The following is a 23,925-nucleotide window of genomic DNA, read 5'->3' on the forward strand; positions in this document are numbered from 1 at the left end:
GGGTAGTCACTGCCGACGCCGACCGAGCCGACGCGCAGCTGCCGGGTCCGGCGCCGCTCGCTCAACACCGGCGGCGGAGTCGCAGGCATACCAAGCGCGATCCGGGACATCACCGGGTTCCCTCCCGTTCGGTCGGCTGTCGTGCCGCCAAGCCACGCTGCAGCGTCAGCGTGGTGTCGGCGATGGCGGCGGCCGTGAGGCCGTGATCGGCGAGAATGGCCGATCGATCCCCGTGTGACAGAAAGCTGCGGGGCAGTCCGATGCTCCGCACCGGTGTCCACACCTGTGCGTCGGTGCACGCCTGCGCCAGTGCCGCCCCGACGCCTCCCGTTCGCACGCCGTCCTCGACGGAGATCACCAGGCGGTGCCGGGACGCGAGATGGACCAGGGTCGGATTCACCGGCAGCAGCCAGCGCGGATCGACGACAGTCACCCCGATGTCGTTGTCGCTGAGCGATTCCGCCGCCTGGATCGCGGGGCCGGCGAGCACGCCGGTGGACACGAGCAGGACGTCGAGCGGCCGGGACCGGCTGCGGTACAGGATGTCCAGACCGTCCATCCGGTTGAGCGCGGCGATCGCCGGCCCGGCTTTCGCCTTCGGGAAACGCAGCGCGGTGGGGCCGTCCGTCGTGCGCACCGCCTCTCCCAGCAGCGCGGCGAGTTCGACGGTGTCACGCGGCGCCGCGACGCGCATGCCCGGCACCGCCCCCAGCAGGGCGAGGTCCCACATGCCGTGGTGGCTGGCGCCGTCCGGGCCGGTGATCCCCGCGCGGTCCAGGACGAACGTCACCGGCAGCCGGTGCAGCGCCACGTCCATCATGACCTGGTCGACCGCCCGGTTGAGGAACGTGGCGTACAGGCACACCACCGGATGCAGGCCGCCCATGGCCAGCCCCGCCGCGCTGGTCACCGCGTGCTGCTCGGCGATGCCCACGTCGAAGTGGCGGTCCGGAAACCGCTCGGCGAACCGGCCCAGGCCGACCGGGTGCGACATCGCGGCGGTCAGCGCGACCACCTCGGGGTGCGCCTCGGCGATGTCGACCAGCGCCGCGCCGAACGAGTCGGTCCACGTGGCGGATCCGCCGGCGGGAGGGCGGCCGGTCGCCGGATCGAACGGACCGACGCCGTGCATGTGGTCGGCCCGATCGTTCTCCGCCGGAACGTAGCCGCGTCCCTTCTCCGTGACGCAGTGGACCACCGCCGGTCGGTTCCGTGTCGCGGCCTCGCGGCACGCCTGCTCGACGGCGGCGATGTCATGCCCGTCGACCGGCCCCACATAGTCGAGTCCCAGCGTGGTGAACAGGTTCGTGCCGTGGTGCCGGCCGTGCCGCAGTGCGGCGAGGTGCTCGGCGACGCCGCCGACGGTGGGGTCGTAGGAGCGCCCGTTGTCGTTGAGGACGACGATGACCCGCCCGCCGCCGCCACCCAGATTGTTCATGGCTTCCCAGGCCATGCCGCCGGTCAGCGCGCCGTCGCCGATCACCGAGACCACGCGGCGATCCGGTTCACCGCGCAGCCGCAGGGCCTTGTCCAGTCCGTCCGAATAGGACAGTGAGGTGGAGGCGTGGGAGTTCTCCACGTGGTCGTGCGGCGACTCGACGCGCATCGGGTAGCCGGACAGGCCACCCGCCGCCCGCAAGGTGTCGAACGCGAACCGCCTGCCGGTGAGTACCTTGTGGACATAGGACTGGTGGCCGGTGTCGAACACGATGCGGTCGGCCGGCGAGTCGAACACCCGGTGCAGGGCGATGGTCAGCTCGACGACGCCGAGGTTCGGGCCGAGGTGGCCGCCGGTGGCGCTGACCGTGTCGACGAGGAAGTCTCGGATCTCCGCCGCGAGCGCGGGCAGCTGGTCGGGGTGCAACTCCTTGAGGCGCGCCGGACTCGTGACGCGACTGAGCAAAGTGGACGTCATGCGGGTTCACCTGCCGCGGTGGGCGAGCCGTCGGCCGGTCGGGGCTCGGCGCCGCGAACCGCCGGCGGCAGGTCGAAGTGAACCGTCTCGCGGGTGAGCTCGCGCTCCTCCACGGTCACGGGACCGAGCGTGCGCAACACGGTGATCACCTCCGTGACCAGTTCGGGCGGTGCCGAAGCGCCTGCGGTGAGTCCTATCGTGCGCACGCCTTCGAGCCACTCCGGCCGGATGTCGCTCGCACGGTCGATCAGCTCGGCCGGGGTGCCCTGGCGGCGGGAGAGTTCGACGAGGCGGACCGAGTTGGAGGAGTTCGGGGAGCCGACGACCAGGACGAGGTCGGCGTCGTCGAGGATCGCGTCGAGCGCGTGTTGCCGATTCGTGGTGGCGTAGCAGATGTCCTCCGACGCCGGCTCGTGCAGGAGCGGGAATCTCGCGCGCAGGGCGTCCACCACCTCGGTGGTCTCGTCCACCGCGAGTGTCGTCTGCGTGAGGTAGGAGATGCGACCGGGATCGGCCGGCGACAGGCGCTGGACGTCGTCGGCCGTCTCGACCAGGACGATGGACTCGGGCGCCTCGCCGAGAGTGCCCTCGACCTCCTCGTGTCCGGCGTGACCGATGAGCACGATCGTGTCGGCTCGGGCCGCGTAGCGCCGCGCCTTGGCGTGGACCCTGGCGACCAGCGGGCAGGTGCCGTCGATGACGTCGAGGCCGCGGCGCGCCGCCTCCTGGCGCACGGCAGGGGAGACCCCGTGCGCGGAGAACACCACCGTCGCGCCGGCCGGAACTTCGTTCAACTCCTGGACGAAGACGGCGCCTCGTTGCGACAGATCCTCGACGACGGTGGCGTTGTGCACGATCTGCTTGCGGACGTAGACCGGGGCGCCACGGGACTCGAGAGTCCGCTCGACGATTTCGATGGCCCGCTCGACGCCGGCGCAGAACGACCGCGGACCGGCCAGGAGGACGTGACGGCGGTCGCCCCCCTTCGGATGGTTGTCCGCACTCAGCTTTGTCATGCGTCCATGGTCACGGCGGGGCGGGGACGGCCCAGCCGCGCGCCGGGCGACGGTCCCGTGCGATCACCTGGCTGTGCCCTTTCCGGAGGTTCGAAAGTGGTGCGGAAGCGCGGCACTTCCGGCGACGAGGGGGACTCGCGAGGGTTTCCCCCCTGCCGGACCGCCCGATGGGTGGGACGACTCGCCGCCAGGCGGTGACACTGCAGCATTTTCGGCAGCGAACACACGTGTCCGCCTGCTTTCGGCGATCGGTGCGGCACGCCGTCGGACACCGAGCGAGGGGCGACCAATGACCGCACCACCGGACGTGGCCGACAGAACGGCCGACAGCCGCATCGCCAGGATCCGCGTCGCGGCACAGCGTTTCGGCGGAAGCCTGGCCGCGATGGTGATGCCGAACATCGGCGCCTTCATCGCGTGGGGGCTGCTCACGGCGCTGTTCGCCCCGAACGGCTGGCTGCCGGATCCCACGCTCGCCGCCCTGGTGAAACCGGCGATCACCTATCTGCTGCCGGTGCTGATCGGGGCGAGCGGCGGCCGGCTCGTGCACGGCCACCGAGGCGCGGTCGTCGGTGCGGTGGCGACGATCGGCCTCGCCGTGGGAACCGCCGTGCCGGTGTTCTTCGGGGCCATGATCGTCGGTCCGCTCGCGGCGTACCTGCTCAGGGCGTTCGACCGGACGCTCGGTTCCCGGGTCCGGCCCGGGTTCCGGATGCTGGTGGACAACTACAGCTCCGGCGTGCTGGGCGGCGCGATGGCAGTCGCCGGCATGGTGGTCGTGGGGCCCGCGGTGCAGGCGGTGACCGTGTGGCTGGGCAACGGTGTGCAGCTGCTGCTGGACCACCACGTGCTGCCGCTGGCCTCGGCCGTCATCGAGCCGGCCAAGGTGCTGTTCCTCAACAACGCCGTCAATCACGGCGTGCTGGGGCCGATCGGCGCGGCCCAGGCCGCGGCGCACGGCAAGGCCATCGAGTTCCTGATGGAGACGAACCCGGGCCCCGGCCTGGGCGTGCTGCTGGCCTGCCTCGTGTTCGGGCCGCGGTCGATGCGGCCGACCGTGCCGGGAGCGATCGTGATCCACTTCTTCGGCGGCATCCACGAGATCTACTTCCCGTACGTGCTGGCCCGCCCGCGCCTGCTGCTGGCGGCCATCGCCGGCGGCGCGGTGGGGATACTGACGTTGGTGATCACGGATGCGGGCACCATCGCCACGCCCTCGCCCGGAAGCATCATCGCGGTGCTCGCGGTCACCCCGAAAGGCGGCTACCTCGGCGTGCTGGCCGGCGTGACGGTCGCCGCCGCCACGTCGTTCGCCGTGGGATCGGCGCTGCTGGGATTCGGCCGGGCGGAGCGAAACACCGATGACACCGACCTGCGGGAGTGCCGACGTGCGGACGATTGACGGCGCGAAGGTGCGCAAAGTGGTCGTCGCGTGCGACGCGGGCATGGGCAGCAGCGTGCTGGTGGCGTCGCAATTGTCCGAAACGCTGGCCAGGTACGCGGTTTCTGTCCAGCACGCGTCGATCAACGAGATTCCCGACGACGCGGATGTCGTGGTGTGCCAGGAGGCCCTGGTCGTACGGACCAGGCGGGCCGTCCCGGACAGGGTGGTGCTCGGATTCCGGCTCTTCCTGGGGGATCCGGCGTTCGCCCGGTTGGCGCGGGCGATCAGGGACGGGGTGCTTCTTGCTGGCTGACAACGGCATTCTGACCACCGACACGGTCCGGCTGGGCGTGACCGCGAGGGACAAGGCCGACGCGATCGACCAGTGCGGCGCGGTGCTGGTCGAGGTGGGGGCCGTCGACCTGCCGTATGTCGCGGCGATGCACGAGCGCGAGCGCACGGTGTCGACCTTCGTGGGCCAGGGCACGGCAATTCCGCACGGCAGCGCCGCGGCTCGCCAGCACGTGCGGCGGACGGCCGTCGCCGTGTTGCAGTTCCCCCATGGCGTGGACTGGGACGGCGACCACGTGTCGATCTGCGTCGCGATCGCCGCCGACGGCGACGAGCACAGTCACCTGCTGTCCACGCTGGCCACGATGCTGCTGGACGAGCGGCGGATCACCGAGCTGCGACACGCCCGCGACGCCGCGTCCGTGATCAGCTCGTTCCTGCCCCAGGACGTCAGGTCGGATACGCGCCCGTCAGTATCGCGGTCGCGAGTTCCACCCTGGACCGGTAGCCGGTCCGCTGGAACAGCCGACTCAGCCTGCCTTCCACACCTTTCTCGCTGATCTGCAGCACCGTGGCCAGCTGTCGGTTGCTGAGCCCCTCGGTGACCAACGTGGCGAGCAGCCGCTCGCTCTCGGCCACGGTCGCGTTGCGGTCGCCGACGGTGACCTCGAGCGCGCGCATCACGTGGCGCAGTCGGACGCGCGGCAGCAGCGCGCCCAGTTCGCCGTACAGCTCGTACGCCTCATGGAGCAGTTTCTTGCTCGCCAGTCCCTGGCTGGCGACGTCGACCAAGGTGCCGGCCATCTCGAAGAGCTGTCCTCTTTCCCGCACCAGTCGCACGACCGCCGCGCCGGCGCTCCGATCGTGGTACGCGATCGCCTGCGCCAGCAGGTGGTTGCGGCGCGCGCGATCGGTGCCGAGTCGGTCGGCGATCGGGCCGATCTCGTCCGCGCACCGCCGGGCGGCCGCCACGTCGCCACCGGCCAGCTCCCGCTCGCACAGGTGAAGCCACAACTCGTCGGTGCCGATCACCAACCCCTGCTCGGACGCCGTTGTCAGCCGGTCGACCAACAGCTGCCGCGCGCCGTCGCTCGCGTCGAGAATCTCGGCGAGTTCGGCTTCGGGCACGCCGAGCAGGTGGGTGAGGATCGGCTGCTCCGCCACCGCCTGGTCGATCATCGTGCGTGCCTGCGTGAGCCGGCCCCTCGCGGTGAGAATCGTCGCCAGCTCGCGGACCATGGTCGTGTGCGCGGGAACGTAGCCGAGCGTGGAGCCGGTCGCCAGCGGGAGCCGGGCCAGCTCCAGCGCGTCGTCCCAGCGTCCCGCCAGGCTGGCCTCGATGGCCTGGTCGGCCAGGGGGCGCCGCTCGGTCACGGGCATGTGCGTCGCCAGCAGCCGCTGGGCCCGGCCCAGTTCGCCGAGAACCATCAGAATCCGGGCCAGTTGGAGCAGCAGCCCGAGCAGGTTGCGCTCCCCGTCGAAGAACTGACCGGCGGTCGGATTCGCCACCAGCGCGTCGAATTCGGTCACCCGGCCGAGGAACGCGGCGGTGCACGTGCTGGAGAGCATGCCGAACGCGACGACTGTGCCGCTGCCGGACGACCAGATCCGCCGGGTTGCCGTGAAGGTTTCGTCCGCCTCGCGGAACCGGCCCAGTGCGCACTGCGCGGTGGCCCGGATGAGCACGCGGTGCTGGTCCGAACCGGGTAGCGACGCCCAGTCGTGCGACGCGATCGCTTCCAGCGCCTCGACGTCGCGGGTGCCCAGCAGCGACACGACGTAGATGATCTCCAGTTCCAGCACGGCGTCCGACGACAGATGGCCGACCGGGCCGGCGAAGAGGGTTCTGGCGCTGGCCAACGCGCGGTCGAACATCATGTGCAGGCAACTGGTGGCGGCGTGCAGGAGCAACACCGTGGCCCGTTGGGCGGAATCGGTCACCAGGTCGGCCGCGGCCGCCAGCCAGCGCTCGGCGTGATAGCCGTCGTCGACCATGGCCGCGGCGCCCCGTGCCAGCAGCTCCTTGGCCGATCGTTCGGAATCGACCAGTTTGCCCGCGTTCACCAGCTGCTGCGGCAGGTAGCAGGGGTCCGCGCACGTCGCGTCGCCGGCCCAGAGCGCGGTGACGGCCGACTGGGCGAGCTGGCGTCGTTCGTAGGGGCCGTGGCACGAGGTCAGGCACGTGGCGAGCAGCGGCACCCGGAAACGCCAGCTCCCCGGCGTCGGGCCGGGTCGCACCACACCGTCGGCCCGCAGCGCGCGGAGCACGTCGACGACCTCGCCCTCGCTGACGCCCACTGCCGCGGCGATCAGGCCGGGAGCCGCGGCGCCCAGCGGATACAGCACCGCCAGCGCCTTGACCACCGACCAGCCGGGCTGCGCCAGCCACCGCAGATGGTCGAACACCGGATGGTCGGCGGGTAGCTCCGGCGGTTGGCTCGGGCTCGCCAGACAGGCGTGCCGTTGCGTCACCCGCAGCGAGCCGGCCCGCTGGTAGCCCTGCACGGTCGCGAGCACGGCCGCGGGGACTCCTCGGCTGTGCCGGTGCACAGCCGAGGTCAACTCGGGTGTGGGGGTGGCCCGAAGCAGATCGGTGAGCAGCGCCGCGACCACTGCCCGGCCCAGCGGCCGCAGCCCGACCACCTGCCCGGTACCGGTTTCGCGCATTCGGTCCACAGTGGACCGATCGTCGCCGGTGGGCGACCTGAACGCGCCGACGAATCTGGTCGACGAGCCGGTCAGCGTGCGGACCAAGGACGTCACGACGGCCACCGAACTGTGGTCGGCCCAGTGGAGATCGTCCAGGAAGACCACCAGGTTGTCGCGACCGGCCAGCGCAGCCGCCAGGGCCGTGGTCAGCTGGCCGGCCGTGCCTGCCGCGGGATCGGCGCCGTCGCTGTCACCGCCAGTGGTGGCCAGTTCCGCCGAGAGGCGGGACGCCACCGCGTACGGACGGTGCCGATCGTTCTGCGCCACCCGGAGGCTCAGGGTGGCCATCCCCTGTTCGGCGACCCGCTCGCGAACCCTGGCGAGCACGGCGGTCCGCCCGATGCCGGTCGGTCCGGTGACCAGGATCATCGGCGGCGCCGTCGGCGAACGGACGGTCGCCACGATGTGGTCGACGACGTGGTCCCGGCCGAAAAGCGGTCCGGGCTCGGCGACGTTCGTGGGCGTCACCCCAAATCCTCACGCTCACCAGGAGTCATGGACAACCGCGAAACGATAGCAATCGGCCGGCCCGAACGTGGCGGAGCCACGCTTTCTTGCCCGGGATTACCTGTGATTGCTGCGAAGGCCGACGCGCGTGACTAGTGTTCCGCTTGCGTCACGTTGCACTTCTTGACAACGCTTGGGGGAGCGATGGGGCGACGCCGAACAGCACCCTGCGGTCGAGACCAGGAACTGGCCGTGCTGCGGGAGGCCGCGGCCACCGCCGAGCACGGCCGACTGATCGCGATCCGCGGGCACGCCGGCGTGGGCAAGTCCACCCTGCTGGAGGCGATCGCCCAGGACCTGCCATCGGCCGACATGGTGATCCGAGTGCCGCTCGGCGGCGCCGCGGACGACCGGTTCGGTGTCACCACCGTGCTCGACGCGATACGGGATCGTTTCGAGCAGGTGGGCGATCCTCATCTGGTCCGTTCGATCGGCGCGGTGACCCGGCTGATGTCGGTCCGCGACCACACCTCGGAGTGGTGGACGGCGCGGATGGTCGTCGAACTCGCCGCCCTGTTCGGCGGCATTGCCCAGCACCGTCGCGTGGTGCTGTTGGTCGACGACGCGCACGCCGTTCGGGAGCCCGCACTGGTGCTCGGTGCGGCACGCCGCCCCGGCTGCCTGGTCGTCGCGGCGTTCCGGGACACCGGAGACCTCGCGCCCGGCGTGGCCGAGCTGGTCACGTTGGCCGACGACACCGTCGAACTGGGACCGTTGCCCGACTCCTGCGTCGAGTCCCTGGTGTCCCGGATCGCGGCGGCGCCACCGGACGAGTCGCTGCTCGTCGCCCTGCACGACGCCTTGGGACCGCTGTTCGGCAATCCGGGCACGACGTTGGCCACGGTCGAGGACCTTCAGGAGCGCGGCCTGCTGACCGTTCTGCACGATCGGCTCTGCCTGCGGAATCCGGGCGAGCCGATCGTGCTGCCCAGCACCCATTGGCTGCCGCGAAGGGTCCGCCGGCTGGCCGGCGAGGAGCGCGAACTGGTCACCGCCGTGGCTGTGCTCGGCGAGCTCACCGTCGATGACCTGCCGCTGCTCGCGCGGGTGCTCGACGCGGAACTGCCCGACCTGGGGCGGGCGCTCGATCGGCTGATCCTCGAAGGCGTCCTCTCCGCCGGCCCCGACGGCGACGTTCGCTGCCGCTGTGCCGCGCTGGCCGGCGCGATCGTCGCGGACAGCGGTCCCGAAGCGCCGGACCGGCTACACGCCGCGATCGCCGCCGACCTGCTCGACCGGGCGCGTCGGGGCGAACCGATCGAGGCGACCGTCATGGCCGATCACGTGTCCGGCGCCGGATCGGCGCTCGATGCGGACGACGAGGTCGGCGCCTGGCTCGTGACCCGCGCGGAGGAAGCCGAACGGGACCAGCCCGAACGGGCCGTGCGCTGGTATGCGGCGGCGCTGCGACGGCTCGGCCCGGGCCATCCCGAACACGCGCGGGTGCTGCCGGTCCTGCTTCGCCTGGTGGTGCGAACCGGGCTGTACGACGTGGTCTACGGGTTGTTCGCCGAACCCGAGATGCTCGGATCGCCCTCGCCGACGGCACGTGCCGACCTGCGATCCGTCGCGGTCATGGCCATGCTGCACGTCGGGACACCGCTACCGGGGAGGGCCGTGCGGCGCATTCTCGGTGAGCCACTGCCCGACATGATCGACGGGTACGGGGCGTTGCGCCGCTTGGCCGACAGCCGGTCGGTCGGCATGGTGCTGTCCGCCGCCGACCTCGCGGCGGTGTCCGGCGCGATCGCGGGCGACCGTCGGACGTGTGGGCCGGCGCTGGGGGAATCGCGGTGCACCGACGACCCGGCGGCGCTGCTCGACGACCTGATCGAGGCAATCTCCGTAGGCGACCTGGCCACGGTGTTCGAGGTGGTGCTCGGCGAGCGGTACCGGGCGCCGACGACCGGCGTCCTGTCCGCCTATCAACGGGTGGTGCGCGGCTACGCGCGTGGCGACTGGTCCGCCGCGCTGTCGGCCGCTCGCGAACTACGGCTCACCGGTTCGGCGGACACGCTGGTCCATGGGGCGGGAAGGTTGTTCGCGGCGGAAATCTGTTCCGCGCGTGGCGACGTGCGAGGCGCTGACGAGTGGCTCACCGGTGTGACGGTGGACGACCGATTGGCGCCCTTGCGCGGCTGGGTGGAGACCGGGTTGACGCATCAGGTCGACGGCCCCGCCGAGGCCACGAGACGGGCAGTCTTCGCGATGCGGCGCAACCGTCGCATCGACGGACGAATCGGGCTGGAGCGCTTCCTGTTGCGTGCCTTGGAAATCGCCGCGTGCTCGGGCGAGCGCGCCGCCGCGGTCCAGTTGCTCGGCGAGATCGAGGAGCTGCATCGGCGCGATGCCTCGCACAAGACCATGGAGCTCGTCTTCCTCGCCCGTGGGGCGGCGAACCACGACGCGCTCTACACACGGGTCGGCGCCGACCTGGCCCGCAGGCGCAAGGATCAGCCCGATCTGCTGCGCGCCTGCCTGACGGTGGCGAAGTTCGCCGGCGAACCCAGAAGCTGGCTGTACGAGGCGTACGAACTCGCCAAACTGTGCGACTCGCCGTTGCTGCTCGACTGTGTCCGCTCGGCCAGCCGGGAGCGTGGGGTCGGCGCGCCCCGTGCGCACCGCAGTCGTGATTCTCTTTCCCCGCACGAGCTCCGCATGATCGAGTTGATCAGAGCGGGGTACACCAATCGGCAGATCGCGGCCGACATCCGGGTGCGGGAGAAGACCGTCGAGAACAGCCTCACCAGACTGTTCGCGAAGACCGGTTGCCGTTCTCGCGTCGAGTTGGCCGCCGCGAGCCTGGACGGGCGGATACTGGACGCCGCTGTGCCCTCAGCGGGAGCGTGACGGGGTAGCGGCGCGGACCCGGTTGCGTTGCTCGTCGTCGTAGCGCTGTCGGGCTTGTTCGACCTCCGCGAGGTTCGGCGTCCACTGGGCCAGCGCGGCGAACAGGGGCGCGAGGCTCTGGCCGAGGTCGGTGATCTCGTACTCGACGCGGGGCGGCACCTCGGCGTGGTAGGTGCGGACGATCAGTCCGTCGCGCTCGAGTTGCCGCAGTCGTTGGGTGAGCACCTTGGGGGTGATGGTGGCGATGCGGCGCTCCAGTTCGACGAACCGCATGCGCCCGTGCTGATGCAGCGTCCACAGGATCGGCGTGGTCCACCGGCTGAACACGAGATCGACCACCGGGGAGACCGGGCAGGCGGCCTCGGGGGCGTCGGTGGCGCCGGGCGCCCAGGGTGTGTCCTCGGCCACGATCGCCCCTCTCGTCCAATACTTTCCTCTAGGTACCTACTAGCACCATGACAGTAGCGTCGTCGACGTCCACAACGGAAGTCGACGACGGAGGCGGGAAATGATCGTGGTGACCGGGGCGACGGGGAATGTCGGGCGGCCGCTGGTGGCGGCGCTCGCGGCAGCCGGCGAGCAGGTGACGGCTGTCTCGCGGCGAATCGACGGGTCGGACGTGCCGGCAGGCGTCCGCCGTCATCAGGCGGACCTGGCGGACGCTCGCGGCATCGAGCGTGCGCTGGACGGCGCCGAGGCGCTGTTCCTGCTCACTGCCGGGGACTTCGCCGCGTCCGGCGGTGATCTGGGCGATGTCCTGAAGGTGGCGCGCGCCGCCGGGACGCGGCGGGTGGTTCTGCTGTCCTCGCAGGGTGTGGGCACCGGCCGGCACCCCGCCGACCATGAGGACGCCGTCGTCGGCTCCGGCCTGGAGTGGACGCTGCTGCGACCGGGCGGCTTCCACTCCAACACTCTGCACTGGGCCGGCATGGTCCGCGCCGATCGAACGGTCACGGCGCCGTTCGGGGACGTCGCCCTGCCGACGATCGACCCGCTGGACATCGCCGAGGTCGCCGCCGCGACCCTGCGGACGGGGGGCCACGCCGGCGGCATCTACACGCTGACCGGTCCCGCGCCGGTCTCACCGCGCCAGCAGGCCGCCGCGATCGCCGAGGCGTTGGGCGAGCCGGTGCGGTTTGCCGAGCAGACCCGCGCCGAGGCCAAGGCACAGCTGACGACGTTCATGCCGGAATCGGTCGCGGAGCACACCCTCGACATCCTCGGCGCGCCGACGCCGGCCGAGCAGGAGGTCAGCCCCGACGTCCAGCGCATTCTCGGCCGTTCACCGCGCTCGTACGTCGAGTGGGTGACACGCAACATCGCCGCCTTCCGGTGACGACTAGGGGGTGACCGTGAGGTTGTCGAACTGGTCGGTCCGGTATCCCACCACACCGAAACCGATCTGGCCGGTGGCGTAGGAGGAGTCCGTCACGGTGGCCAGCGCCGTCGACCCGAGCTTCGCGGTGATGGTGCTGCCGCGCAGGTCCAGGCTGAGCCTGTGCCAACTGTTCAAGCCAGGCGCGGTTGTCGTGCCGCTGGCCAGTGTGGTGAGGGTGCCCGTGGTGTCGTTCTTGGCAAGCAGCCACGAGCCGGAATCGGAGAGGCGAAGTTCGTAACCGGCTTGCTTGTTCTGAGGCCGTGCTTGCTTGTTGGCGCGGCCGATCAGCTCGACAGTGCCGGCTTGTTGCAGGTTGACGTCGACGGAGACGGTGTAGTTCTGCCACGTGGTGTCGCCCGCCAGGGCATAGGCGTCGCTGTCACCCTGCCACTCGATCGGCTTCACCGGCGCGACCTGCTGCTCGCACATGCCGGTGCGGCCGTTGCGGCAGGCCCGGATCTCGAACGAGCCCTGCATGTCGGCGACGTACCTGGCTTCCGCGCCTGGGGCGTAGCCGTCGAAGGTGTCGTTGTACGGCAAGGACATCGCACGGTTCTCGGGGCCGGCGGCGGTGCCCTTGCCCTGCCCGCCGACGGTCGACAGCGAGTACACGAAGCCGGGCTTCAGCGTCAGCGAGAACGCGCCGTTGGACGGCGACACGTCGGGCAGCGGGACGAAGTAGTCGCTCGCGTTGGCGGAGTCGAGGTTCGTCGCCCGCACGTGCACCGTGCCGGTGGACAGGCCGCCGGCGACCTTGACGTGGATCGACTGGTCGGCGGTCGCGGACAGCGTTTCGACGATCGTGCTGTAGTCCTTGCCGTTGGGCGAGCGCAGGCTGACGTAGCTGCCGTTGGCGCGGTCGCCGCCGAGGTAGCCGCTGGCGGAGTCGATGAACTTCCAGCCGGGACTGGTGAACTGGGTGAACTGGGCCATCGCCCAGGTCTCCTTGCCCAGTCGGTAGGAACCGGACCACGGTGACGGGGCGACGGCCAGGCCCACGGTGGCGAACGGGAGGTTCGGGGTGATCGCGGCGACCAGCGGCCAGTTCAGGTAGGCGGTCAGCTTCGCGTCGAGGTAGCCACGGGTGATCGAGCGGACCAGGGCGGCGGCCCCGGAGTCCACGTCGAGCGAGCCGTTCTCGCTGGCCCACAAGGGCTTTGCGGTGGCAAGGGCGTTGGCGGTCGAGGTGCAGGTGGTGGCCGCGGACTTGTAGCCGCACGGGTAGTGCGAGCCGGCCACGTCGACCGCGGCGTCGAACGCCGGGTCCGCCACCATGTCATCGGCCACCTTCCAGCCGACGCTGTCGTCACCGACGATCTTGATCTTCCCGTAGCCATCGGCGTCCAGCGTCGAGCGCAGGCTTTCGTACCACGCCTTGTCGTGGCCCTTCTCGTTGCGGCCGCCCAGGTAGGACACGGCGATCCCGTGCGACTTGGCGCAGCCCAGCCAGCTCACGAGGTAGTCGACGGAGTCCTTCGTCCAGTAGTTCGTGCCGCCGCCGATCCAGCCCGGCGCGGCCCACGCCAGCCCGTAGAACTGGATGTGCGGGTTGCGCGCGCGGGCCTGTTCGGCGAGCCAGAACTCGTAGCCGGCCGAGCAGTTCACGGTGCCCTTGACGTGCTCGACGCTGGGCTCGGCGCCGTCGGTGGAGTTGGCGTCGCCACCGATCTCCAGCTTGAGCAGTTGGACGTTCGCGCCGTAGCCCGGCTTGAACAGGTAGTCCAGGATCTGGCTGCGCTGGGGCTCGGGATAGTCGACCAGCAGGCGTGAGTTGCCGCCGCCGCCGCTGATCGCGCCGACCCCGTCGAAGGTCCGGCCGCCCTGCTTGCCGTCGACGGTCACGGACGTGGTGGTGGCGGCCTGTGCCGCCGGGGATTGGCCGACGGTCACGGCCAGCGCGAGCGTGATCACCAGAGCTGCGGGCAGAACGGCACGGTTCATGGGACCCGGTTATACATCGGAGCTTTGCCGCCCCTCAAGGGTGATGTATCGATCCATGTGGCCGATGGATGCGTGACCGGTAAGCGCATTGTCCTGAGCCGTGGGCCGCCGACTGGTCATTACTCCGATGTCTAGACCTATTTGGCGGGTTGTGTTGACCGTGCGCGGATCGGCGTCCGTCGCTGCCGGTTCCGTGACCGACAGCCCTCGGCCTCGACGGCGCGGTCCCGACAGGAGCAGGCACTGCTCAGGCTGCGGTGACGCGGCCGGCGACTCGAGCTCCGGCTCTCCGATCGTGGGGCCGACTGTGGGATCGTCGAGCGGCTGACGGCACCGCCAAGAACAAGACTGTTTCTTCGTCAAGTTTCCCAGCATCCTGGCGCCTGCCCGATCAGCGACAGGAGAACCGGCAGATGACTGCGCCCCAACCCGAAGTGCCCTTGCACCTGGCCGGGAGCAACGCACCGGTCACCGACGAGGTGACGATCGAACCGGCCGAGGTGATCGGCGCCGTTCCCGAGGAGCTCAACGGCCTGTACCTGCGGAACGGCCCCAACCCGCGGACGGGGTGGTCGCCGCACTACTTCGCCGGCGACGGCATGGTCCACGCGGTCGCGTTGGACGGCGGACGAGCCCGCTGGTACCGCAACCGATACGTGCGGACCCCGTTGTACGAGCACCCCGGGCAGTCGCGCTTCGCCCTGGCCTTCGATCCGGCGACCGGGAAGGTGGACTATCGGGTCACGACCGCCAACACCCACTTGGTCGCGCATGCGGGTCGGCTACTCGCGCTGGAGGAGGGAGGGTTCCCGTACGAGATCACACCGGAGCTCGAAACGGTGGGAGCGTTCACCTTCGGTGGCGCGCTGCACACTCCGATGACGGCTCATCCCAAGACGTGTCCGAGGACGGGGGAGTTGGTGTTCTTCGGCACTCGGCTGCGTCCGCCGTATCTGACCTACTACCGAGCCTCGCCGACCGGTGAGCTGCTACAGGCACAGGTGGTGGAGATTCCGCGAGCGACGATGATGCACGACTTCGCCATCACCGAGAACTACGCGGTCTTCATGGATCTCCCGGTTGTCTTCGACGCGGCGGCGGCTGCTGCCGGGATGCCGTGGCGATGGGACGACGGGCACGGCGCCCGGTTCGGAGTGATGCGCCGCACCGGCGGGCCGGTGCGGTGGTTCGACATCCATCCCTGCTACGTGTGGCACACCATGAATGCCTCCGAGGACGACGGCACGATCACCGTCACTGGCTGCCGGGTCCCGACGCTGTGGCGAGAGGGGGCCGATGACCTCGGTGGAGGTCTGCCCCAACTGCACCAGTGGAAGCTGAACCTGGTCACGGGCGCGGTCACCGAGCAGCCGCTGGACGACGCGGCGGTCGAGTATCCGCGGGTCGCCGACACCGAGGTTGGACAGCCGAACCGCTTCGGGTACGTCGCCAGCTTCTCGCTGGAGGCCGAGCCGGAGCGCTCGCGGATCTACAAGTACGACTTCGCCGACGGTGCGTCCCGGCAGGTCCACCAACTGCCCGCCGGTCACACCTGCGGCGAAGCGGTTTTCGTACCACGGCGCGGGTCGGTAGGCGAGGACGACGGATACCTGATGACCTTCGCTCACGACCGCTCACGGAACACCAGCTACCTGGCAATCCTGGACGCCGGTGACCTGACCGCCCCACCGATCGCGCAGGTGCATCTTCCGGTACGCATTCCGTCCGGTTTCCACGGCACGTGGATTTCCGGCCGCTGATCCGCCACGCACGGCCGAGCAGGCGATGGGGCCGCGGTCGCGGCAACCTTGATACCGCCGCCAGGCGGCGGTCCGGGAAACATGGCAGCGAAGCAACCCATGACTTCATCGCGGCCGACAGCGTCGGCGGCGATCTACCTGCCGTCGCCCACTGAGCTGTCTGGTCGGGAGCGCGGATGGCGCGTCCGAGCAATCAGATGAGCGAACAGCGACGCGTGGGAGGCAGTTGCCAACCAGGTCGATCGCCGCATCGGACGTCCAGCCTGTCGCGACGCCGCCCAATTCGCGCGCTCGGCGGCGTCTTCATCATTGAGCGAGCCGAACGCGGCCCGGCGGAGGGAAGAAGGGCGAGGATGTGCATGCCGACGGAGATGGACACGACGGGCCTGATCGCTCGGGCTCGGGCCGGCGACCATACCGCGTTCCGCGACCTGGTCCAGGGCCACTCCCACGAGTTGCAGGTGCACTGCTACCGCATCCTGGGATCCCTACAGGACGCCGAGGACGCACTCCAGGAGACCCTCGTGTCCGCCTGGCGTAGCCTCGCCGAGTTCGGCCAGCGGTCATCGCTGCGGACCTGGCTCTACAAGATCGCGACCAATCGGTGCCTGGACATGGTGCGCGCCGGCAGCCGACGCCCCCGTATCGCCCCGCCGGTGCCCGAGGCCGCCCTGCCCGACCCCACCGGCGCCGGCGACACTCCGCCCTGGTTGGAGCCCTACCCCGACGTCCTGCTCGACCACGTCGTCGACCAACGCCCCGGACCGGAGACCCGTTACGAGACCACCGAGGCCATCTCCCTGGCCTTCGTCACCGCCCTGCAACTGCTGCCCCCACGCCAACGCGCCGCGCTCGTCCTGCGCGACGTCCTGGGGTACCACGCCGCCGAAGTCGCCCAGATGCTCGATGCCACCCAGGAATCGGTTCACAGCGCCCTCAAACGCGCCCGCGCCACCATCGACAGCCACCTGGCCGACTCGAGCGGCACCGGCAGCCGCCGGCCTGCACGCCAACCCGACACCGCCGCCGAGCACCGGCTCGTAGCCCGCTTCACCGACGCCCTGGAACGCGCCGACCTGGACGCCCTGATCGACCTGCTCGTCACCGACGTGAGGCTCTCCATGCCCCCGGCCATGGTGGAATACCGCGGCATCGAATCGGCCCGCCGCGTGTTCGCCGCCGTCACCTTCCGCCCCGGACGCAGCTACCGCGTGGTACCCAGCCGAGCCAACGGCCAGCCCGCCTTCGGCGTGTACCTGGCGGACCCCTACGCCAGCGTCCACCGCGCCTACTGTGTCCTGGTCATCACCACGGCCGGCGACCACATCACCGCCATCACCTGCTTCGGCACCAACGTCATGACGCGGTTCGGACTTCCCAGAACCCATCCCGGAACAGAGTGATCACCGGCTCGTGCCTTGTTCTCGCTGGATCGGTCTGACCGCCCATTCCGCCGCGTCCCCGGCGCCTACCCGAGTGCACGTATCAACCGAGACAGGAGAACCCGTGGGCAAGATCGTGATCACCACCAATGCCACCCTCGACGGCGTGGTCGAAGACCCCGACGGCAAGGAAGGTTTCGACCGCGGCGGCTGGTTCTACCGCTTCGGCGAAGCCGACGTCCCTTCGTGGGACGCCCTCTCGACCCAGCAGGCCATGGATGCCGAGGCGCTCCTGCTGGGCAGGCGAACCGACACCTGGTTCGGCACCCGAGCGCGCCCCGGCGAATGGGCGGACCGCACCTTGGCCATGCCCAAGTTCGTGGTGTCCACCACCAACGACACACCCGCCTGGCACAACTCCACCGTCCTCGACGGCGATGCCGTGGAGCAGATCTCAGAGCTCAAGGCCAGGCTGGACGGCGAAATCCTCGTCTACGGCAGCTACACCCTCGTCCACACCCTGATCGAACACCACCTGGCCGACGAACTCCGCCTGTGCGTCTTCCCCGTCGTGGCGGGCTCGGGTCGCCGCCTTTTCGACGACTTCACCGAGGCCCACCCCATGCGTCTGACCGACCTTCGCCGGGTGGGCGACGGGATCATGTTCTACACCTACGAGTTCGAGAAAGACTAGATCGAGAACGCTGCCCCTGCCATCCAGCGCAGGGGCAGCGCAGCTCTCCCGCGGTGGCGGGACCAGAGCATGACCCTTCCGTCCAGACCGCCGTCGGTCAGCGGCCGGGTGAACAGCGATCCGCGTCAGCCTCCACGCACACCATCGGAGCCCTCAGGTCATCCGTGTCGCAAACACAGGGATCCCCATTGGAATCCCGCGCCGATGGCGGACATGACGTACGTGTCGCCACGCCGCACCCGGCGCTGGCTGAAGGACTGGTGCAGCGCGGTGAACACACCGGCCGACCCGGTGTTGCCGAGCCGGTCGACGGTGATCGGCGCCCGGTGCCCGGGGACACCGAGCTTGTCCATCGTGGCGGTGATGATGTTGAGATTCGCCTGGTGGACGAAGAAGTGGGTGATCTCGCCGACCGGCAGCCCGGCCCGGTCGACCGCGTTGAGGATGCTTTCGGGCAGGCGCCTGGTGGCGGTGTCCCACACGGCCCGGCCGTCCATCTGCAGAAAGTGCTGCCTGTCCGTGACGGTCCGAGCTGTGGCGGGGAGCCGGGAACCGCCGGCCGGGATCTGCACGCCGTAGGACAGTTCCGAACCGAAGTCCCAGCCGAGCAGGCCTGCGCCGGGGGTCGACGACCTGGTCAGCACGACCGCCGCCGCGGCGTCACCGAAGAACACCCGCGTGGTGCGCTCCTGAGGATCCGTCACCCGTGACGCACAGTCCGCGGCGATGACCAGGACCACCTCCGCCGCGGCGGTCTGCAACAGGTGCGCGCCGAACAGCATCGCCTGCACGCCGTTGGCGCACGCGGCCTGAGTGATGTCGAAGGTGAGCGCCCGGTGCGCGCCCAGTGCGTCCTTGACGATCAACGCGGTGGAGGGCAGCGGTTGGTCGTTGGTGTAGGTCGCGACGATGATCACGTCGACGTCCCGGGCGGTCAGCCCGGCCGCGGTCAGCGCGGATCGCGCCGCGGAGCCGCACATGTCCGAGGTGGCCTGGTCCGGCGCGAGCCAGCGGCGCTCGCGGATGCCCGTCCTGCTGACGATCCACTCGTCCGAGGTGTCCACCGTCTCGGCGAGCTGGTGGTTGGTCACGACGGCTTCGGGCAGGTGCAGCCCGGTGCCGGCGACGGTGACGGGCACGGACAGGCCCGAGCCGGCCGGGCGGTCGGTCAGCATGGTCATCGGGTGCTCCCTGCCACGGTGTTGCGTTCCGGCCCGAGTTGCAGTTCCAGGTCGGTGTAGAAACGGCCGGACCCGCAGGGCAGGCCGAGCAGGATGCGGCGGGCCGCCTCGCCGGTCAGCGCGCCGCCCAGGGCGACGCCCGATGCCAGCTGCGGCCAGCTGCTCAGGGTGTGGCCGATCTGCTCGAAGGACGCCGCGAGTTCCGGGCTGATCCGGTCAGCGTCGACCATGGCCAGGATCAGATCGACCTTGTCCTGACGGCTCAGGTCCACCATGTCCACGGACTTGACGTCGCCGAGCAGCCCGTGGAGCAGGGGCCGGTCGGGTTCGTGGTCGAACCGCTCGATGTCGAGCATGCCTCGGTCGTTGCAGTCCATCACGACCGGGACGCCCAGGTCCCGCGCGTGCTCCCTGGCCGCGATCTTCACCCACGGCGTGTCGCACTCCTCGACCAGCAGGTCGATCGGCCCGTTGCCGCCGCGGAAGAACTCGTCGATGTTGTGTTCGGTCAGCCCGTCCCGGTAGATCTCGATGTCCAGGTACGGATCGATCTCGAACATCTGGCGGGCGGAGATCACCGCCTTGTTCACGCCCAGGTGGTGCACGCCCGCCCGCAGCCGGTTGAGGTTGGACAGGCTGAACTCGTCGAAGTCGGCGAGCTTGTACGCGCCGCCGATGCCCTCCAGCGCGAAGGTGACGGCGGCGCTGTTGCCGACCGACAGTCCGATGATCCCGATCCTGTTGCCCAGCAGACGGCGCTGCTCGGGACGCTCGATCTTGCCGCGGTTGCGGTCGGTGCGGACCAGGCGGAACTCCTCGCGGGGCAGCACGTGCACGAGCCGCCGCGACCACGGGTACCAGGCCCAGGCGCCGTACTCCCACGCGTCGAGCCCGGCCAGTTGCTCGTCCTTCTTGCGTTGGATCGCGATCGGGTCGACACAGGCCGGTTCACGGCTGCGGACCAGCTCGGTGAGCTGTTCGTCGATCGTGTCATGGACTTCCCGCACGTCGCCGGAGGCCAGCAGTGCGGTCAGCGCGTCGACATGGGATGCCCGGCAGGGCTCGAACAGCACCGGCTGCCACACGCCGCGGTCGCAGTCCGCGTCGGCGAGGCCCACCGGGGCCGCGCGGCCCGACGACAACCTGGACGCCGGCGGCTTCCGACCGGCGGCCGCGACGGCGGGAAACTCCGCACGAAGCTGGTCGACGAGTTCGGCGTACTGGCCCGCGCCGTCCGCGACACGGTGGAACATCACCACCACGTCCTCGGTGTACTGCTCGACGTACGCGCGGGTGCCCGGCATGCTCCGGAAGCCGAACCGTTCATGGAAGTGGTCCTGGCCGTCCTTGGTGCCCGAGGTGCCGATCATCGCCTTCGCGCCGAGGTGGTGTGCCGCCGCGATCGCCATCGCGTTCAGGTACAGGCCCAGCCCCAGTTTGCGAGCGCGGTGCTCGACGACCAGCCTGCTGTGCTCGAACGTGTCCCTTGCCGCGACGCCCTCGGACCGCAGCAGCGCCTCGTAGCGCGCTGCCCCCAGGTAGGCGCGGGACTGGAAGAGGTCGCCGGTCGCCGGCGTGGACAGCCTGATGTAGCCCAGCGGCGGCCCGTCCGGCTCCCGCTGGGCGATGAAGTGCCAGGCGCCGAAGTCCAGGTTCTGGTCGTCGCCACGCGCGAAAGCCGGTCGGCGGCCGCGGTCGAAAAGGATTCGCGCCCTGAGTTCGCGTATCGAGTCGAGCAGGGCCGGATCGCCGTCGCGCGGCGCGAGACAGGCCGTGACGTGCCATTGCGGCGTTCCGGCTGGTTGCTGTCCGATCGGCGGTGGCATCGATTCCCCGGTGCCACGGTGGTTCTTGTCGGTCACGGATCGCCTTTTCTGATGATGCGATCGCTCGTCGGAAGGCGTCAAAGGGCGACGCGAGGCGACCGGTCGAGCGGCAGGAGTTTCCGATGGGCTGTTGACAACGCAGCCCGAATCGGGTCGATCGGAACGGTATCAGCAGTTGAACGGTGCAACCCCGGAAAAGGCGGCTGGAGGTTGATCTTTCACTCGCACCGGGCAGGGCGGCCCGCCGATGCCCGTGGTGATCAACTCTTGGTGGCGTCTACGCCGGTCGACGGCGATGATGATCACCGTAGTGGGCACTCTGTCGACTGTGACGCACGCCCTTCGGTCACTGCCCGTCATGACGATAGTCTTCGTAGGCGGACATGACGGACGAAGCGCGGTGTACGACGGTGGTGCGGGATTGCGGGATCACCCAATGATCCGATGACCGTCGGCGGTGCTGCGACCGTCGGATCGTCTGAATTTCCCATGCGATTAGCGGTTTGTGTGGCTCGCTGTTCGCTATGCTGGAATTCTCTGCCAACAATCCGATCCGCATTCTCGATCGGAACAGCTACTTCTCCGTCAGTGAGGCGGCCTGAGTTATCAGCGCCTCGTGAATCTGCTGTAGATGTGACGGTTGCGCGGCGAGTGCGGGTGGGATGGTCGTTGCCTTGGGGGCGACGACGCCGGTCATCGGGTCGTCCGTTCGGGGCGTTGTCAGCGTGAATGCGCCGGAGACATCTGGCGCTGCGGCATCTCGTCGGGTGAGTGCGGGCAGTGACCACCGGTGTTCGATGGTCGCGAGGATGCTGGTGTGGTCGAGCGGAACGGATCCCGGCGCGCGGAACACCGTGCCCGCCTCGATCAGCGGGCTCACCAGGACGGTGGGTACCCGTGGTCCGAAGCGGGTGAAGTCGAAGCCGAACTCGCCGGGGGAGGAGTCCGGCGGTGTCGCGCCCCACGGCGGCGGCACGTGGTCGTAGCAGCCGCCGTGCTCGTCGTACGTGATGATCAGCAGCGTGGAGTTCCACGCCGGCCCGCTCCGCACGGCGCGGTAGACGTCGAGGATCAGCTGCTCGCCCAGCGCCACGTCGTAGTTCGGATGCTGGCTGTTGCCGGTCGAGCTCCAGCTCGGTTCCAGGAACGCGTACGCCGGCAGCTTGCCGGCCGCCGCGTCGGCGTGGAAGTCCTTGAGCAGCCCGGAGTTCGCCTTCGGGGCCTTGATGGTGTCCGGGAAGTCCATCTTGGTCAGTGGTGCGCTGGTGTCGCCGTAGATGCGCCAGCTGACGCCGTGCCTGCCGAGCAGGCCGAAGATGCTCGGCACGCTGAACGCCTTGGTCTTGTCGTCGAGGTGGCCCTGGCTGGTGCCGGCGCAGGCGAATGCCCGGTTGGGCATCGTCATCGTCGGCGCGGAGCAGTACCAGTGGTCGCACACCGCGAATCCCCGCGCCAGGCCACTGAGCACCGGCAGCGTCGTCGGCGTGTGGCAGGCCATGATCATGTCCTCGGTGGTGCCCGGGACCACGTACCAGCCCTTGGTCTTGTTGTCGTTGATCGCCGTCGCGTAGTCCGTGACGAACCCGGTCATCGTCGCCACCGCGCCCGCCGCCGGCGCCGACTGCGAGCCGTAGAGCTGGTTGTTGGTCGCCGCGTACCCTTCGCCCGGATCGGCTCCGGGTAACAGGTACGCGTTCGGCGTCGTCGGCGTGATCTGCCGTACCGGCACCGCGACCCCGTTGCCGCCGGGGCAGCTCTCGCGCCCGGTGAGCCCGTCGAACGGGTGGCCGAGCGGCGAGGTGTTGCCGTTGTCGTGGTAGAGGTAGCCCAGCATGTGGTCGAACGACCGGTTCTCGAGCATCAACACCACGATGTGGTCGATCGCGTTCAGCCCTGAGGTGCTCATCGGACCCCCGTCGGCGGCGACACGGTTCGGCTCCACCCTCCCGCTGCGACATCCATGGCGGCAAGGCCGCTGACTCGTACGGCCGCACGGGTACTTCCGGCGAACCGGACGTTCCTTCGGGCGTCGGCCAGCCGTTCCTGTGGCCGACGGTCTTGGACGCGTCGATCTACCAGTGGGGATTGTGGGTGCGACGCATTTTCCCGCCGTCACGCACGATCCCGCCGAGGTGCTCGACCCCACGTTCTACACCCGGCAGGGCCCGCCACGTCCCCGGAGATGAACGCCCTCATCGGGCGCTGCGGCGGTGACGGAATCGTGGTGTCCCCGCACGACTGCGTGCGGCGGTGCCCCGAGATCCGCGCCCGCCTCGCCGGCTACCCGCGCGGGCTGTTCGCCGATTTCCGGACCCAGCGCGAGTGGTCGCTGGTGATGGCGATGACCGGCGTCCTCAACGCCGCACGGCGCGGACGTGGTCGTGCACGGCTCCGGGTGGTACTCGGCCGCCGACTTCAAGCCGCTTCACCATCGGGGCCTGGCCGCCGGTTCCCGGGATCGGTCCCTCCGTGGCGCCCACGACCGCGGCGACGTCCACGTCGGGCGTGACCGCCGCAGGTCGGCCGGAGCACCGTCAGGAGCTCCTGGTTGCCGTGGATGATCGTGTTCCTGGCCTGCTCTGTGTCGAACCCGACGTAGGCGTTCGCGAGCATGTCCACCGGACCGAGGACGTTCAGCGCGAACCCGATCTTGTCGGCGTCGGCCAGGGTGGCGAAGGCCGGGATGTCCTGATCGGCGAGGTTCAGACGGGCGTCGGTGGTCCTGGCGTAGTCCTGCCGCTGGTCCACCGTGCTGCCCGTGAGGTTCTCGAACTGCTTGACCGCGGTGTTGGCGCACGAGGTCACCATCGCCGCCTGGATGCGTCCGCCTCGGCGAGGATGTGGGTCTCCGAGGCCTTGGCCGTGGCCTGCAGCTGGCTGATCGGGCTGGGATCCTGGTTGATCTTGAGGAACTTGTTGACCAGGTCGTTGCCCTTGTTCAGGTAACCGCAAACGGTGACGTAGTCGCCGATGCCGGCGGCGCCGGCCGGCGCCGCCACGGCGGTGGAGACGGCCGAGGACAGCATGATCGCCGCCAGGACGGCACCCAGGTGCCTACTGGAACGCGGTCGTCCCGGCGGTCTTTCCGGAT

General features: G+C 69.8%; 20 protein-coding genes. 10 read left to right on the forward strand and 10 right to left on the reverse strand.

The window, feature by feature from the left end; translation table 11 throughout:
* Positions 1–109 precede the first annotated feature (109 nt).
* Together BCF44_RS18175 and ispH are read right to left on the reverse strand one after the other, a co-directional pair.
* Positions 110–1,915 (reverse strand): 1-deoxy-D-xylulose-5-phosphate synthase, encoded by a 1,806-nt coding sequence (locus tag BCF44_RS18175; RefSeq protein ID WP_116175536.1) that lies wholly within the window; start codon positions 1,913–1,915, stop codon positions 110–112.
* Entirely contained in the window at positions 1,912–2,931 is a 1,020-nt protein-coding gene (gene ispH / locus BCF44_RS18180; RefSeq protein WP_116175537.1) for a 4-hydroxy-3-methylbut-2-enyl diphosphate reductase, read from the reverse strand. The genes BCF44_RS18175 and ispH overlap by 4 nt, the downstream gene beginning before the upstream one ends.
* 289 nt (positions 2,932–3,220) lie before the next feature.
* On the opposite strand from ispH, the gene BCF44_RS18185 reads away from it, so the two are divergent.
* Genes BCF44_RS18185 through BCF44_RS18195 form a run of 3 tightly spaced genes read left to right on the forward strand, consistent with a single transcriptional unit; the run spans position 3,221 to position 5,166 of the window.
* Positions 3,221–4,333, forward strand: coding sequence for a PTS transporter subunit EIIC (locus tag BCF44_RS18185; RefSeq protein ID WP_116175538.1), 1,113 nt, complete (start codon positions 3,221–3,223; stop codon positions 4,331–4,333).
* Complete coding sequence (locus BCF44_RS18190) at positions 4,320–4,628, forward strand: PTS lactose transporter subunit IIB (RefSeq protein ID WP_116175539.1); 309 nt, start codon at positions 4,320–4,322, stop codon at positions 4,626–4,628. The genes BCF44_RS18185 and BCF44_RS18190 overlap by 14 nt, the downstream gene beginning before the upstream one ends.
* Entirely contained in the window at positions 4,618–5,166 is a 549-nt protein-coding gene (locus BCF44_RS18195; RefSeq protein ID WP_211353082.1) for a PTS mannitol transporter subunit IIA, read from the forward strand. Before BCF44_RS18190 ends, BCF44_RS18195 begins: the two co-directional genes overlap by 11 nt.
* Here the strand turns inward: BCF44_RS18195 and BCF44_RS18200 are convergent.
* The gene (locus tag BCF44_RS18200) at positions 5,057–7,783 is read right to left on the reverse strand and encodes an AAA family ATPase (protein ID WP_116175540.1); all 2,727 of its coding nucleotides are present in this window, start codon (positions 7,781–7,783) and stop codon (positions 5,057–5,059) included. The genes BCF44_RS18195 and BCF44_RS18200 overlap by 110 nt on opposite strands.
* 183 nt (positions 7,784–7,966) lie before the next feature.
* On the opposite strand from BCF44_RS18200, the gene BCF44_RS18205 reads away from it, so the two are divergent.
* Positions 7,967–10,672, forward strand: coding sequence for an AAA family ATPase (locus BCF44_RS18205; RefSeq protein WP_116175541.1), 2,706 nt, complete (start codon positions 7,967–7,969; stop codon positions 10,670–10,672).
* Here BCF44_RS18205 and BCF44_RS18210 read toward each other — a convergent pair.
* Positions 10,658–11,080, reverse strand: a complete 423-nt coding sequence (locus BCF44_RS18210; protein WP_116175542.1) for a winged helix-turn-helix transcriptional regulator — start codon at positions 11,078–11,080, stop codon at positions 10,658–10,660. The genes BCF44_RS18205 and BCF44_RS18210 overlap by 15 nt on opposite strands.
* 100 nt (positions 11,081–11,180) lie before the next feature.
* Between BCF44_RS18210 and BCF44_RS18215 the strand changes: the two genes are divergently transcribed.
* Positions 11,181–12,008 carry an NAD(P)H-binding protein gene (locus BCF44_RS18215; RefSeq protein WP_116175543.1) on the forward strand — a complete coding sequence of 276 codons (828 nt, stop codon included), beginning with the start codon at positions 11,181–11,183 and terminating at the stop codon, positions 12,006–12,008.
* Positions 12,009–12,011: 3 nt separating this feature from the next.
* Here BCF44_RS18215 and BCF44_RS18220 read toward each other — a convergent pair whose 3' ends face one another.
* The gene (locus BCF44_RS18220; protein ID WP_116175544.1) at positions 12,012–13,991 is read right to left on the reverse strand and encodes a glycoside hydrolase family 30 protein; all 1,980 of its coding nucleotides are present in this window, start codon (positions 13,989–13,991) and stop codon (positions 12,012–12,014) included.
* Between the two features lie 413 nt (positions 13,992–14,404).
* Here BCF44_RS18220 and BCF44_RS18225 point away from each other — a divergent pair, with 413 nt between their 5' ends.
* The 3 genes from BCF44_RS18225 to BCF44_RS18235 all read left to right on the forward strand — a co-directional run bounded on the left by BCF44_RS18225 (position 14,405) and on the right by BCF44_RS18235 (position 17,827).
* On the forward strand, positions 14,405–15,751 hold the full coding sequence (locus BCF44_RS18225) for a carotenoid oxygenase family protein (RefSeq protein ID WP_116175545.1): 1,347 nt from the start codon (positions 14,405–14,407) through the stop codon (positions 15,749–15,751).
* A 359-nt stretch (positions 15,752–16,110) separates the two neighbouring features.
* Positions 16,111–17,154 (forward strand): sigma-70 family RNA polymerase sigma factor, encoded by a 1,044-nt coding sequence (locus BCF44_RS18230; RefSeq protein WP_116175546.1) that lies wholly within the window; start codon positions 16,111–16,113, stop codon positions 17,152–17,154.
* A gap of 103 nt (positions 17,155–17,257) precedes the next feature.
* The gene (locus BCF44_RS18235; protein ID WP_116175547.1) at positions 17,258–17,827 is read left to right on the forward strand and encodes a dihydrofolate reductase family protein; all 570 of its coding nucleotides are present in this window, start codon (positions 17,258–17,260) and stop codon (positions 17,825–17,827) included.
* 158 nt (positions 17,828–17,985) lie between these two features.
* Here the strand turns inward: BCF44_RS18235 and BCF44_RS18240 are convergent, their stop codons facing one another.
* From BCF44_RS18240 to BCF44_RS18250, 3 genes are all read right to left on the reverse strand, one after another.
* Complete coding sequence (locus BCF44_RS18240) at positions 17,986–19,008, reverse strand: 3-oxoacyl-ACP synthase III family protein (RefSeq protein WP_116175548.1); 1,023 nt, start codon at positions 19,006–19,008, stop codon at positions 17,986–17,988.
* Positions 19,005–20,870 (reverse strand): ThiF family adenylyltransferase, encoded by a 1,866-nt coding sequence (locus BCF44_RS18245; RefSeq protein WP_246015238.1) that lies wholly within the window; start codon positions 20,868–20,870, stop codon positions 19,005–19,007. The genes BCF44_RS18240 and BCF44_RS18245 overlap by 4 nt, the downstream gene beginning before the upstream one ends.
* A gap of 538 nt (positions 20,871–21,408) precedes the next feature.
* A complete protein-coding gene (locus BCF44_RS18250) occupies positions 21,409–22,740 on the reverse strand; it encodes an alkaline phosphatase family protein (protein WP_116175981.1) in 1,332 nt (443 codons plus the stop codon).
* A 181-nt stretch (positions 22,741–22,921) separates the two neighbouring features.
* Between BCF44_RS18250 and BCF44_RS59170 the strand changes: the two genes are divergently transcribed.
* Positions 22,922–23,020: a DUF6002 family protein gene (locus BCF44_RS59170; RefSeq protein WP_379800864.1), complete on the forward strand. Its 99-nt coding sequence runs from the start codon at positions 22,922–22,924 to the stop codon at positions 23,018–23,020.
* Positions 23,017–23,343, forward strand: a complete 327-nt coding sequence (locus tag BCF44_RS59175; protein WP_379800754.1) for a DUF6002 family protein — start codon at positions 23,017–23,019, stop codon at positions 23,341–23,343. The genes BCF44_RS59170 and BCF44_RS59175 overlap by 4 nt, the downstream gene beginning before the upstream one ends.
* On the opposite strand, the gene BCF44_RS18255 is transcribed toward BCF44_RS59175, so the two are convergent.
* Both BCF44_RS18255 and BCF44_RS18260 read right to left on the reverse strand, forming a co-directional pair.
* Positions 23,250–23,642 (reverse strand): hypothetical protein, encoded by a 393-nt coding sequence (locus tag BCF44_RS18255; protein WP_116175549.1) that lies wholly within the window; start codon positions 23,640–23,642, stop codon positions 23,250–23,252. The two genes, BCF44_RS59175 and BCF44_RS18255, sit on opposite strands and share 94 nt — an antisense overlap.
* On the reverse strand, positions 23,636–23,860 hold the full coding sequence (locus BCF44_RS18260; RefSeq protein WP_116175550.1) for a hypothetical protein: 225 nt from the start codon (positions 23,858–23,860) through the stop codon (positions 23,636–23,638). The genes BCF44_RS18255 and BCF44_RS18260 overlap by 7 nt, the downstream gene beginning before the upstream one ends.
* Positions 23,861–23,925 lie beyond the last annotated feature (65 nt).

Origin of the sequence: Kutzneria buriramensis, assembly GCF_003387475.1 — a bacterium.
Taxonomy (GTDB): domain Bacteria; phylum Actinomycetota; class Actinomycetes; order Mycobacteriales; family Pseudonocardiaceae; genus Kutzneria; species Kutzneria buriramensis.